Below are 12,423 nucleotides of genomic sequence, written 5' to 3' on the forward strand. Positions count from 1 at the left end.
CTCCGATCTGCGAGGACACCGGACATTAGCTTAAAGTACTCGAATGACCACCGACAGTACTCAGTTGGGTGAATCAGGCGGGGAACAGCGGCTGTCGCGACGCAGGGCGCTGGCGAAGGGAACGGCCTCCACGGTGGCTGCCGGCATCACCGGCTACGTGGTCGCCGCGCGGGCGCGGCCGACCGCTCCCCCGGCCGCCGCCCCGCAGGCGGGGGCCTCCCGGGCCGGACCACGTTCCGCGGCCGGCACCGACACTGTGTCCGCTCGGGGCGGCCGCCAGGCCGGGGTGGACCGTCCCGTGCAGCCCCAGCAGCACGTGGCCCTGTCGGTCTACGACCTGCCCGGAGCCGGACGCTCGGACGCGCCGGGCAGTGACTTCGTGCACCGGAGCGGGAAGCTGGTCACCGGGCTGGGCACACGCGCCCTCATGCTCACGCAAGGCGGCGACGCGGCCCTCGGCGGACTCCCGCCGGGGGACGTGACCGTCACCGTCGGGGTGGGCCCACGCGTCGTGGCCGCCGTGGACAGCAGCCTGCCCGGAGCCCGTGAACTGCCCGAGTTCGCCCGGGAGGATATGCCGGACTCGGCCCGGGGCGGCGATCTGATGGTCCAGGTCTGCGCCTCCGACCCGCAGGTGGTGACGCTGGCTGATGGCGCCCTGAGAGCCTGGCTTCGGGAGCGCTCGGCGGCGCCGCGCTGGGAGCAGTACGGTTTCCGGACACCCACGCAGCGCGCACAGCCCGGACACCCGGCACCGGTGCGCAATCTGCTGGGGTTCCTGGACGGCATGGTGGTACCGAGCACCCCTCAGGAGCTGGCCCGGGAGGTGTGGCTGCCGACCCCGGCCCGGGTGCGCGGCGGCACGGTCGCGGTGGCGCGGCGCCTGCGGCTGGACGTGACACGCTTCCTCGCCCAGGACCTCGATCAGCAGGAACGGGCGATCGGGCGGCGCCGCGAGGACGGTGCGCCGCTCAGCGGCGGCGGCCCGGACACACCCCTGGATCTGGGTGCGAAGTCCGCGCAGGGCCGGTACCTGATCCCGGCGATGGCACACGCGCGCCGCGCCAACCCCAACGGTACGGGCAGTGGGCTGATGCTGCGGCGCGGCTACAGCTACGCCAATGGGCCGGACGACTGCGGGCTGCTGTTCATCTGCTTCCAGCGTGAGCTGCGCACCTTCGTGGCGACGCAACAGCGGCTGGACGACGGTGACGAGCTCTCCGGGTTCGCCACGGCCACGGCCTCGGCCACCTTCCTGGTACTGCCGGGCTTCTCGGCCGAACGTCCCCTCGGCGCTTCGCTGTTCTCCTGAAATGGGGACAAGCCGAGGATCAGGGCCGCATGTACCGGAGCGGCCCGGATCTTTGGTTCGGCTGGGAATGGGGGCGTGGTCAGGTGCCTGCCCACATCCCGGCGTCCAGATCATGGTTGACCGAGCCAGGGGGACCGGTCCTCACATTCGCCACGGCGGTCGGGGCGGAATCGTTGCCGCCGGCCGGCACGGCGTCTGAATTGGTCGCCGAGTTGGGGCGCCCAGGGCGCGTCCACATGAGGTCGGAGACGCTGTTGACGTTCGGCAGATTGCTGGTGTTAGCGGTGGTCTTGTCGAACTCCACCGTGTAGTCGGTCTCCGGCTGGACTCCGTCGCGATGGTCGAAGTAGTACTCACCCTTGGCGTTGGTCTTCTTCGTCGCGATGACCCGGCCGGCCGCGTCCCGCAAGGTGACCGTCACCCCAGGGATCCCCAGGTTTTCGTCGTTCAGGCTGTTCTGGGTGCCGCCGCCGTCGTCGAACCACACCCGGTTGCCGATCTGAACCGGCGGTTCGTCACACAACAGCTCCAGGTCGCCCAGCCCATGGGCCTTGGCGAAGCCGCCGTCGTTCGCGTAGACGACCCCGAAGCCCTGCTGGGAGGGGTCGGCGCCGCGCCCTCCGGTCGTCCGGTCGAAGAAGCCGATCCCGCCGGAGTTGATGGTGCGGACCGGGTCCATGACGGTGCTGGCGATCCTGTCCTGCTGCAGCGGCAGCGCCAGCGCCCCTTGAGCGGTCTCCCGGTGGCTGGCCCCCGTGTACCAGGTGTCACCGGTGTAGAACTCGTTGCCGTTGCGGGGACAGTCGGCGCTGCCCTCCCAGTGATACGTGCCGTCGGACTTTCGGCACACCTTGTTGATGTCGCCACCGGTGTTGGCGCTTTCCAGGCGGTTCCCGCTGGCGGGGTTGGCATTGGGAATCTGCAGACCGGACTGGTCCCCGTACCGGTCGCGGAAGCCCAGGACCAGGCTTCCGTCGCGCTCCACCTCGATGTCGCTGAGCATCGGTTGCGGATAGGCGACGGACGCGCCTCCCATGGGGAACTGCGTCAGATCGTCCTTCGTCCACGGCTTCCAGTTGCCCGGCGCGGGGTCCAGGGCCGGGTCACGCGGAAAGTCCAGTGGTTCGTCGACGATCGGTGCCGCACCAAAGGTGCCCGTGGCGGGGTCGTACTTCCACACCACGGCCCGCAGCTTGGTCACGTCCTGGGTGCTCTCGGCGGAGCAGACTCCTCCGACGTAGAGCACACCGTCGCGCACGCCCAGGCCCATCGGCCGCCAGTCGCCGGGAGGAGCGCAGGCGCTGTCCGGGATCTTGATCGGCGGGCGCTTGGGGCCGGTCACCGACGCCTGGGTGGCGTTATAGGTGTAGAGCTTGCCGTCGTTCATGTTGACGACGTACAGCTCCTTGCCGTCCGAGGAGATCTCGATATCTCCCAGGGATTCCTTACCGGGCCGGTTGGAGAAGGAGGCGTCCACTCGGCCGGCCTGGTTGTGCGAGGTGGTACCGGCGTTCGGCACGGTGGCGAACAGGCTGGTGGTGTTGGTGGCCCGGTCGGTGAGATAGATCGCGCCGGGGCCGCCGTTGCCATATTCGGTGTGACGCTTTGCGTAGGCCCCGGAGAAGAGCCACTTTTCCTTCTTGCGGTACGCGAGCCCGTAGAGAGCTCCGGTATCCGGGACATGAGCGATCGGCTTCGGGTTGGTGGTGCTGCCCTGAGTGTCCCCCCTGGAGTTGTACGGGAAGGTGACCAGGGTTTTGCTGCCCGGGTTGGTCGCCGCCTGCTGACAGGCCGTGGCCATGGTGGGGTTGTCCTGACAGTAGTCGTCCGGGTTCCACACAGCCAGGTCGAGCGTGACGTCCTTGTCGTCGTCCATGTCGACGAAGTTGAGGTGGGAGGAGAGCCCTGAGCCCGCGAACGCCGGACGGAGAAACCCCGCGCCGGTGACCGGGTCGTACTTGTCCGGCCAGTCAATCAGTTCGATCCGGTACTTTCCCCTTGAGCCTGCCCAGGTGTCGAAGTTGATGGTGATGGTCCCGTTGGCGCCGACCTGATAGTCCTGTGTCTGACCCGAACGGTCGCTCCTGATCCGAATGGTCGCCCCAGCCAAGGCGGTCTGGATCTGCGGATTGAGAGTGCCATTCGCGGCGAACTCCCTGAACACATTGACCGTCAGCTTGCCCTCGCCGGTTTGGGCGGAGGCGGGCGCCGCGGGCGCCAGCATGGCGCCCGCGCAGCCCAGCGCCAATACCACCCGCCAGGTTGTTCGTCTGATCACGTGATTCCCATCCCTGCCTCGCGGTCGCCATGGAGCGGTGCCCCGAGCGGATTCCGCTCGGGGCACCGGGCATTCGGTGGCCAGCGGCACCAGGAGCGCAGGTCAGGTCTCGCTTGCCAGCTCGGCCATAAGCCCTGGCGAAACACCGCCACTCTCGCTCCACTAAAGCCGCACCCATCACTCACTTAGAGTAATCATGAAACTACCGGTTGCGACTATCGACCGAATGGGTGACACCGACCCCAGCCGACACAGACACACATTCGGTGACCCGAACCAAGATCCGCCCGGCGCATGCTGGTGAACACGCAGTGCCACTTGGTAGTTGACCAAGGTGCCCGTTACGAGGGCGGGACGACAGCATCGTCCCGCCCTCGGCAATCAAGCTTCCCGCGCGAGCTGTTGCTGCTGGGCCGTCTTGTTGCGTGCAGCGCGCAGCTTCGCGTCGATGCCCTCCGCGATCGCCACCGCTCTCACAGATGCCGAACACTCAGGCCACGTCCCCGCTCGGATTTTCCAGCAGGCCACCAACGAGCGGGCGCTCAACGACGCCCGTTCCCCGGCCCAAGTCCTGCTCTGGCGTGTCCATCGCCTCGCCGAGAGGCCGGCGCCCGGCGCCCGCGCCCTCGCGGCACAAGCCCGCAGCGGCGCCCAGAGGGGGCCATCAGGACGATCGCTACTGAATCAGGGCCCGACGTCGCCCCCCTTCGCGGCCCGGCTGAGCGGACGCGCGTACATCGCCGCTGAGCGAGAAGGGCTCCGCGACACGGTTGGCCCGGCGCACCCAGCGCCGGGCCAACAGACGAGTGCACGTCCGCGCATCACCTCAGTGCGGAGGCGGGCGATCCGGTGCTGTCGGCGCTCCTCGACTCCACGCTCTCGTGGGCGTACCTCCGGGACGCGAAGGTCGAGCGGGCGATGATGGTGGCCGAGCGCGCCGCCGCCCGGATCGAACCGCCGCTGAGCAAGGCACCCGGCCCTGAGCTGCTGGCCTACGGTCGCTTGATGATCTCCGCGGCCGTCGCCGCCTCGCCTTCGAGAAGGGCAGGGGCGAAGCGGCGGCGAACGAGTACCTCTCACGAGCGCACGCGGCGGCCTATCGCGTTGGCCGCGACAAGTCGCTCTACGGCACCCACTTCGGCCCGACCGCGGCGTACACCGAAGCCGTGGGCATCCGGGTCGCGCTCGGGGACTTCGGTCGGGCGTTGAAGCCCGAAAAGGAGACCCCTCTCCCCAAGTCCATGCCGAAGCTGGCGCGCAACCGCTACAAGTTGGACGTCGCGCTCGCTCAGGTCGAAGCCAAGCTCTACGACAAGGCCGGTGACACCCTCATCGAGGTCGGGCTCGACGCGCCGGAGTGGGTCAAACACCAGGCGCTCCCCGGGGTGATCGGCAGGCGGCTGGTGAAGGTCTCCACGTCGAAGGTTCATGCGATCGGAACACAACTAATCAAGGATCTGCGATCCAAGGCAAGAAGACGCCTATAGGTCATCTGACCGATGCCGTGGTTCCCGGTCACTCACAGACTCATGGTGTCCCCGACTCGCGGAGGTGACAGCCGCGATTGCGGTTGCCCGGCCAGGTGAAGGGTCTCGATCATGGCCAATTTCCACGATCGCTACAGATTCAAGAGTGATACTGACAGCCCAACTTGTCCACCCGCGGCCCGGGCCGGGCGCGTCACTGCCCGCTTCGGCCGACATGACGGCCCCCCGTTTGTTCCATTCCTGCACAGAGCGGAGAACATCGTGATCGGGAAGCGCCTCAGAACACCGTTATCGGCTCTGGCCGTTGTCCTGGCCGTCATCCTGGCTTGCGGATCCCTCCAAGTGTCCGCCGCGCCCCGGGCCCATGCCATCGAGGGCGGCTTTGAGGTCATCCGCGGGGACGACGGAACCGACATGGCACAGATATGGCGCAAGGGGGAAGGCGGGAACCCGGACCGGTACGTCTGCTCGGGGGTGGTCACTGACCGCCACCACCTCCTGTCGGCCAACCACTGCTTCGAGTCCCACATCGGCATCGAGTACTACGCGCTGTCGGGCTCCACGGTACTAGGAGAGGGCAAGCGGTCCACCATCATCTGGAAGGAGGCCATGGGCGACCTGGCCGCCCTCACCACGGAGCAGACCGACGGACCGCTCGACACCAAGGGCGCCCCGTACGCCCAGCTGGGACCCAACAAGAAGGTGCCGCTCAGGAAGGAACTCGAGTCCCACGGCTGGGGCAAGACCTGTGCGAACTGCGGCCCGTCCACCAAGCTCAAGGGCGTGTTCACCAAGGTCAACGACAACGACGACTCGCTACGGGCCCGAGGCGGCGCCGCGTATCGAGTCCGGGTCACCATGCCGCTCTCCAGAATCCGTGCAGGCGACTCGGGCGGGCCGTCCGGGTACTTCCCCACGTACGGCGGAGTCCGGGTCGTCACCGGCGTGGCGTCGAAGCGCGTACTCGAAGGCGCCGACGCGTACATGGCCGCGACCTACGACCAGAAGGGATGCGACTCCGGCGGCGGCGCCCCTCCGTGCGTGCACGACTGGCTGCAACGAGCGGCCAAGATGAAGGTGTACGACGACAACCATGACGAGCTGCTCGCCCAACGGGACATCACCGTGATGCCGCTGGGCGACTCGATCACGGAGGGCTTCAAGAGCAGCCACGGGGCGGGATACCGCTCGAGGCTAGGGAGCAGGCTCGATGCGGCCACGCGAGACCTGGACTTCACCGGTTCGCAGCATAGCGGCCAGGTGGCCGACCCCGATCATGAGGGCTACAGCGGGCAGCTGATCGACTTCGTGGCCGGAAAAGCGAAGACGGCCGTCCCGCTCTTCCATCCCTCGGTGGTGACCTTGCACGTCGGCACCAATGACGTGGACCGGGGCATCGACCTGCAATCCGCCCCGACGAGGCTCGGACGGCTCATCGACCAGATCCTGCGGGACTCCCCGGACACCACCGTGCTGGTGGCGACCTTGGTGCCGTCGAAGGGCGCGGCCACCCAGGACCGGATCGACGACTACAACGACGGCGTGGTCGACCAGGTCCGGCTGCGCGCCCAAGCGGGCAAGCACGTCGTCTTGGTGGACATGAGCGACGTGACGGCGGACGACCTCGCGGACAACCTGCACCCCAACGACCGCGGCTACGACAAGATGGCCGACGCCTGGTACCGCGGCATCTCGGCGGCCACAGCGGCGGGCTGGGTCAAGGACGCCTGGGACGGCGGCGTGTGCACCACCCGGCCGGGCCGCTGGATCGACCGAGGACAGATCGCCTCCGGCGTCGGAGCCACCCGGACCAACGTCCGGTTCGCCGACTTCAACGGCGACGGCCGCGACGACTACCTCACCGTCGACCCCACCACCGGCGCGGTGCACGCCTGGATCAACACCGGCGGCGACAGCAACGGCAAGCCCGGCTGGTCCGATCAGGGCCAGGTCGCCTCGGGCACCAACCCCACGGAGGACGAGACCGTGGAGTTCGCCGACATCGACGGCGACGGCCGGGACGACTACCTCCTGGTGGACAACGACGGTTCGGTGCGGGCCTGGATCAACAAGGGCGGCGACAGCAACGGCAGGCCCGGCTGGATCGACCGGGGCCAGATTGCCGCCGGGGTCGGGTCCACCGGGGTCGACCTCCGGTTCGCGGACTTCAATGGTGACGGCCGCGACGACTACCTCGTCGTCCATCCCAGGACCGGCGCGGTGCACGCCTGGATCAACAACGGCGGCGACAGCAACGGCAGGCCCGGCTGGATCGACCGGGGCCAGGTCGCCTCGGGCACGGACAACGGCACCGACGTCATTTTCGGGGACGTCAACTGCGACCGTCGGGCCGACTACCTCGTCCGCAACCCTCTGAACGGGGCAGTGCACGCCTGGCTGAACGCGGGCGGCGACACCGGAGGCAGCTCCGGCTGGATCGACCGGGGCCGGATCGCCGCGGGCACTGGCGGAGACCCGGACGGACTCCGGTTCGCCGACGTCGACGGTGACGGACTCGACGACTACCTGCTCGTCCACGCCGAGACCGGCGCGGTGCACGCCTGGATCAACAGGGGCGGCGACCCGGCGTAAGCCCGCGCGGACCACGGACGGAGGCCCCGGCGCCGAGGACGCCGACCGTCGCAACCAGCCGTGCCGGCAGGCACTGTTCGACCGCGCGACACCACACCGGTCTTCCGATCCGTCGGAAGACCGGTGTGGTGTCGGTGTCTTACCGGACGTCGGCGGGCTGCGGCTATGGTTGCGGCTGCTGAAGCGTCACGGCGTGCCGCGGCGTTCCTGGACTTTCTGCGGGCCTTCCTCGGCGATCGGGCGGGCTCGGCCGGTGCCGGTGTCGATGAGGATCTGCTTGGCCTGCGTGATGTTGTCGACGCTGACGGCGCGGGCCATCGCGGCGCGTGCCGCGTCGGGCGTCGCGTGCGGCGGGACCACCAGCAGGGAGAAGTAGTCTCGATCGCCTCGGGTGATGAGGACGGTGTCGTCACCCACCGGGAATGAGTCGATGTGCACGATGCGGTCGTCGATGATCAGTCGGGTCGGCAGTTCTTCCCAGGCGTCGAAGTCCAGGCCGACACGCATAACGGGCCCGAGGTGCTCGGTCAGCGCGGTGACCAAAGCGGGAAGCTCGGCGCGTAGGTCGCGGGAACGCGGCCACCAGGCACCGTCGAGAATCCCCTCACGGGTATGTGTCGTCGCCAACCGCAGCAGGGCTGTTCCAGGCTTCACAGCCTGGTGGATCGCGTCCGGCAGAAAATGCGTTTCACGCGGGGTGTCGGCGTCGGACATGGTCTGCTCACCCTCTGCGGGGTTCGGTAGGCCGCCGATTTCACCGTACTCCGAGCCCACTGCCAGGCTCACCCTCGCCCTGCGGATCCAGACCTGGGTTCCTGAGGAAGTCGCTGATCACACGGGGCTCAGCGGGCCACGCCCGGAGTAGAGTGAAGACACCGGGAGTACTTCGCACACCCGCTTCCACGCGGGTGTCGTTCTCGGGGAGCAACAACACCGGGACGTTGAAGACTCACCCGGGGACAGGTCCGCGTCATGACCGTGACCATCGACCGTACGACCACCCATGAGCGCGCGCCCTCGCCACCGGCCCGCCTGTTACTGACCCCGGTCGGCCCGGTTCCAGGTCTTCTGGACGGTGCGTGGTGGCCTCGCTCGCGCGATTTCCTCCGTGAGCTGCCTATCCTGACGGACGCGCTGGACGCGCGCTGGGGCCGGATCACTCGTGTCTCCGTGAACCCGGACCACTGGCCCGTGATCCCGCGCAAGGTGCCTGACCGGGCACACGGTGCACGTGGGCTGGTTCACCGAGCAGGACCCGCACAAGCTGATTCTGCTCTCCTCTGCCCATACCGCAGGCCGCTGGGACCTTCTGGTGATCCCCGCCGGAGACGAGTGCGGCCACTGCCGCCCGGCTGATGGGAGCCGCGGCGACCCCCGGCAGCCTCCTCACCGCCAGCAGTCTGATGGCGAACGAGACCGCCAGCCGTGACGCCCGGGAGGCCTCATCCGGGAGGAGGGGTGGGAGACCGACGGCGGGCGCGCCCCCATGGCGGCCGGAAGCCGCACCCGACCGGAGTCCTGAGCTCCGATTCCACTACAGCGATGCCCTGCCGGGAATCGGCCGACGGAGCCGGAAGAGCCGAGGGCCGGCGAGCCCGCCCGATCACCCGTCGTCCGCTCCTCACCCCGCAGACCGCGACGGGGCCGCGAACGACGGAGCAGACCGCGACGGGGCCGCGAACGACGGATGACCCTTTCCTTACCTGGGCCGGTGGGTGCGAAGCGAGGTCCCACGCCCACCGCCACTTCCTCCTGATGAACGAGGTCACCATGAAGCCGCCGCAACCATCCTCGGCCGGGCGCGCCGAGGTACGTATCGTCTCCGCGTCCCCCGAGGCTGCCCGTCAGGTCGCAGAGGTACTCCGTCGTTGCTTCGCCAGCATCGAACAGCGCAGCTACCCCGCCGGCGCCGACGGCGGAACCCGCCTCCACCTCACCGTGGACACCACGCACACGGCAGAGCCGGCGCGGTCCTGGCTGGTAGCGAGTCAGTCCTCCGGGCAAGACCGCACGCAGACGGACGAAGTCTGAGGCGATGCCCGGCGGCGGGTGCGGGCGGGGCACCGCCGGCCCGTGTCCGCGTCGTCCGCGTCGGCGCGCTCACAGAAGATCAGGACCCCGAAAAGTCTCTCATGCCGGATATGAACGCCAGGCATACCATGGTGAGTGGGCCGGTGCACTCTCACGTGCAACCGACCCGGAAGGGCGGCCCCGGTGTTTCTGCTCCGGGGCCGTTGTGCCGATGTCGGCGCGACGGCAGGGAAGGCGCAATGCTCGCTCCGCACTGATCTCGCCGCTCACGGCGATCTTGAGAGCGCGTCGCGGGGGTGTCGGGGTGGGGTGTCGGGGAGCTCCGGGGACCTGTGGTTCGACGCCGCGCCGGGGTCATGCCCGCGGTTCGGCTCGCAGGGGTGCTCCCACCGCGTGGAGATGGCGCAGTGCCTGTCGGTACGAGTCCACCAGGCCCGTCTGTGCGTAAGGCAGGCCGAGTTCGGCGCAGTAGGCACGGACCAGGGGCTGGGCGGCCGGCAGGGCGATCCGGGGCATGCTGGGAAACAGGTGATGTTCGATCTGGTAGTTCAGGCCGCCGAGCACGAAGTCGATGACACGCCCACCCCGCACGTTGCGCGAGGTGAGGACCTGGCCGCGCAGGAAGTCCGGGCGGTCATGCTCCTCCGGCATCGCCATCCCCTTGTGGTTGGGGGCGAATGAAGCTCCCATGTACAGGCCGAAAAGGGCTTGGTGGACCACAACGAACGCCAGCGCCTTCAGTGGCGAAAGGACCAGGAGCACAACGGTGAGATACGCCGCCACGTGCACGAGCAGAGCAAGCACCTCGACCGCAAGAGGAGCGGGAGCGCGCGACGCTCTTCCTGGTCGAGTGGTGCGGGGGCACGGCCGACCGTCTCGTCACGGTAGAAGGATGACCAGCAGGTTCGCCCCTGGGGCGGGGCGCGGCGGCCCCGACGGCAGCCCCCACACACAGGGCTCATCGGCCGCGTCGCCCCACCTCACCGCACCCGCCCCGACGCGTTCATGCCACGTTTTTCGTGTTCAGCCGCACCACAGCCCCGGAGAGCGCCGTTGATTCCCAAGCTCCTTCATTCCCGGCCGCGCTGAGCGCCTCGCACCGGATCCGCACCACCTGCGGAAGGGGCACACGCCACGTCCACTGCGAGGCCGGGGATGCGATCGGCGCTTTCACCCTTGTGCGCGAGGATGCCCACGGCACGGTGAGGTCGGCCTTGTACAGGTCCGCCTTTCACCCTTGTGCGCGAGGATGCCCAGGAAGACCTCCCCACCCGCGTCGGGATCCGATTCATTCAGCCCGGCCTTCGCTGCCGTCCCATCGGGCAGGATTAGGCTCACATGGCATCAGCAGATCATCCGGCATCGGCAGCGGACGAAGACCCGGGGCAGAACATTGGTAACCGTGTACGAGGTGGTGTCCAGCGGTCGAGCAGCGGGTGACGGAGCTCAGCGAGCGCCATGACGATCCGTTCGCACTGGATCATGCCGCCTTGGCGGTGCTCGACGACCGGGGAACCGTCGTGGGGTGGAGTCGGCGGGCCCAGGAGCTGCTCGGCCACCCGGACACCGATGTGATCGGCCGTCCGGCATTCGATGTCCTGGCGGATGACCGCGATCTGTCGGCCGTCAAGGACGCCGCGGCGAGGTGCGGGAGAGCCGGCGGCTGGGTAGCCCAAATGGCCGAGCGCTGGGGCACCCGCTACACCCGCGAGGGCAAGACCGTGTGGACTGAACAACCACTGGCCGGCACGCCCACCTCTGGGTCGTCCAGTGGAAGCTGACCGGGACGTCCGGGGGTCGAGGCCGTCCGCGACCTCCTTCTGCCGGGCCGGCGTGGTTGCAGGTTCGACATGGCGACGCACAGCGCAGGGAGAGCGCGTCTGCGCTCACCTGGACGTGGAGTGGGAACCCGGGATGCTCGAATACGGCAATGCCGATCACGGCCCTTTCGTTCAGGGGACGGCGACTTCACCGAGAGGATCAGGAGCGGCGTCGTCATGCCGGGTCGCGAGATGCCGGCGGACTCCGAAGTGCCGGCCGGCCTGATCGCGGCCTGCCGGGCCTTCGGGTTTATGGCGACGGCTCGGTGACGACGGCGGCACACGTGGCTCCGGAACACGACGACGACGCGTCCGTACTCCGCCGGCAGGACGCCCGGCAGAAGCAGGCACACGCGGTTCTCGACCTGCTGCAGCCGATGCAGCGGTGGGAACGCTTCGGCGAGCCCCGACTCTGTGGAGCCATGTCCTACGACCTGCTGGCCGCCTCCGACATCGACATCGAGATCTTCGGGGACCTGAGGGTCGACGCCGGGTTCTCCCTCGTATCCGCCTGGGCACGCGATCCGGCGGTGCACAAGGTGCTGTTCATCAACGCCGTGAACGAACCCGATGCCGGTCTCGGCTGGGAGCTGCACTACATGCTGGAAGAGGTCTCGTGGGCCGTGCAGATGTGGCTGCTGCCCGTCGGTTATGTGGGACCGCGGTCGGCGGACCTCGTCGCACCGATGCGCGCGGCACTCTGCCCCGGCACCCACAGCAGGATCCTCCGCATCAAGGAGGGCCTGCTGGCACGCAAGACCGAGTACCGGTCGATCGACGTCTATCGCGCCGTCCTCGACCACGGGGTGAACGACGTTGAGGAGTACGACCAGTGGTGCGGGTCGTACTCCTCAACGGGGTTGATCAACTGGCGCCCCGCTCCGCGTCGGTAGCGGGGCGCCG

The 12,423-nt window shown here is 68.6% G+C and carries 8 protein-coding genes and 2 pseudogenes; 7 read left to right on the forward strand and 3 right to left on the reverse strand.

Annotation, left to right across the window (positions count from 1 at the left end; all coding sequences use genetic code 11):
- The first annotated feature begins 43 nt into the window (after positions 1 to 43).
- On the forward strand, positions 44 to 1,312 hold the full coding sequence (locus tag ABZU99_RS23250) for a Dyp-type peroxidase (protein ID WP_356045902.1): 1,269 nt from the start codon (positions 44 to 46) through the stop codon (positions 1,310 to 1,312).
- A 79-nt stretch (positions 1,313 to 1,391) separates the two neighbouring features.
- Here the strand turns inward: ABZU99_RS23250 and ABZU99_RS23255 are convergent, their stop codons facing one another.
- A complete protein-coding gene (locus ABZU99_RS23255; protein WP_356045904.1) occupies positions 1,392 to 3,590 on the reverse strand; it encodes an SdrD B-like domain-containing protein in 2,199 nt (732 codons plus the stop codon).
- Between the two features lie 1,166 nt (positions 3,591 to 4,756).
- On the opposite strand from ABZU99_RS23255, the gene ABZU99_RS23260 reads away from it, so the two are divergent.
- Together ABZU99_RS23260 and ABZU99_RS23265 are read left to right on the forward strand one after the other, a co-directional pair.
- Positions 4,757 to 5,077: a hypothetical protein gene (locus tag ABZU99_RS23260; RefSeq protein WP_356045906.1), complete on the forward strand. Its 321-nt coding sequence runs from the start codon at positions 4,757 to 4,759 to the stop codon at positions 5,075 to 5,077.
- 342 nt (positions 5,078 to 5,419) lie between these two features.
- Positions 5,420 to 7,669 (forward strand): FG-GAP-like repeat-containing protein, encoded by a 2,250-nt coding sequence (locus ABZU99_RS23265; RefSeq protein ID WP_356045908.1) that lies wholly within the window; start codon positions 5,420 to 5,422, stop codon positions 7,667 to 7,669.
- A gap of 186 nt (positions 7,670 to 7,855) precedes the next feature.
- Here ABZU99_RS23265 and ABZU99_RS23270 read toward each other — a convergent pair whose 3' ends face one another.
- On the reverse strand, positions 7,856 to 8,383 hold the full coding sequence (locus tag ABZU99_RS23270; RefSeq protein ID WP_356045910.1) for a DUF5994 family protein: 528 nt from the start codon (positions 8,381 to 8,383) through the stop codon (positions 7,856 to 7,858).
- Positions 8,384 to 8,641: 258 nt separating this feature from the next.
- Here ABZU99_RS23270 and ABZU99_RS23275 point away from each other — a divergent pair.
- Together ABZU99_RS23275 and ABZU99_RS23280 are read left to right on the forward strand one after the other, a co-directional pair.
- Positions 8,642 to 9,191: pseudogene (locus ABZU99_RS23275) on the forward strand (DUF5994 family protein).
- A gap of 248 nt (positions 9,192 to 9,439) precedes the next feature.
- Complete coding sequence (locus ABZU99_RS23280; protein ID WP_355943159.1) at positions 9,440 to 9,700, forward strand: hypothetical protein; 261 nt, start codon at positions 9,440 to 9,442, stop codon at positions 9,698 to 9,700.
- 354 nt (positions 9,701 to 10,054) lie between these two features.
- Here the strand turns inward: ABZU99_RS23280 and ABZU99_RS23285 are convergent.
- Positions 10,055 to 10,513 (reverse strand): annotated as a pseudogene (locus ABZU99_RS23285) (acyl-CoA desaturase); the annotation flags it as partial.
- A 623-nt stretch (positions 10,514 to 11,136) separates the two neighbouring features.
- On the opposite strand from ABZU99_RS23285, the gene ABZU99_RS23290 reads away from it, so the two are divergent.
- Positions 11,137 to 11,481: a PAS domain-containing protein gene (locus ABZU99_RS23290; protein WP_355942444.1), complete on the forward strand. Its 345-nt coding sequence runs from the start codon at positions 11,137 to 11,139 to the stop codon at positions 11,479 to 11,481.
- A gap of 323 nt (positions 11,482 to 11,804) precedes the next feature.
- Complete coding sequence (locus tag ABZU99_RS23295) at positions 11,805 to 12,413, forward strand: hypothetical protein (RefSeq protein WP_356045912.1); 609 nt, start codon at positions 11,805 to 11,807, stop codon at positions 12,411 to 12,413.
- Positions 12,414 to 12,423: the final 10 nt, after the last annotated feature.

The sequence above is a fragment of the Streptomyces sp. NPDC005266 genome, assembly GCF_040607655.1.
Taxonomy (GTDB): domain Bacteria; phylum Actinomycetota; class Actinomycetes; order Streptomycetales; family Streptomycetaceae; genus Streptomyces.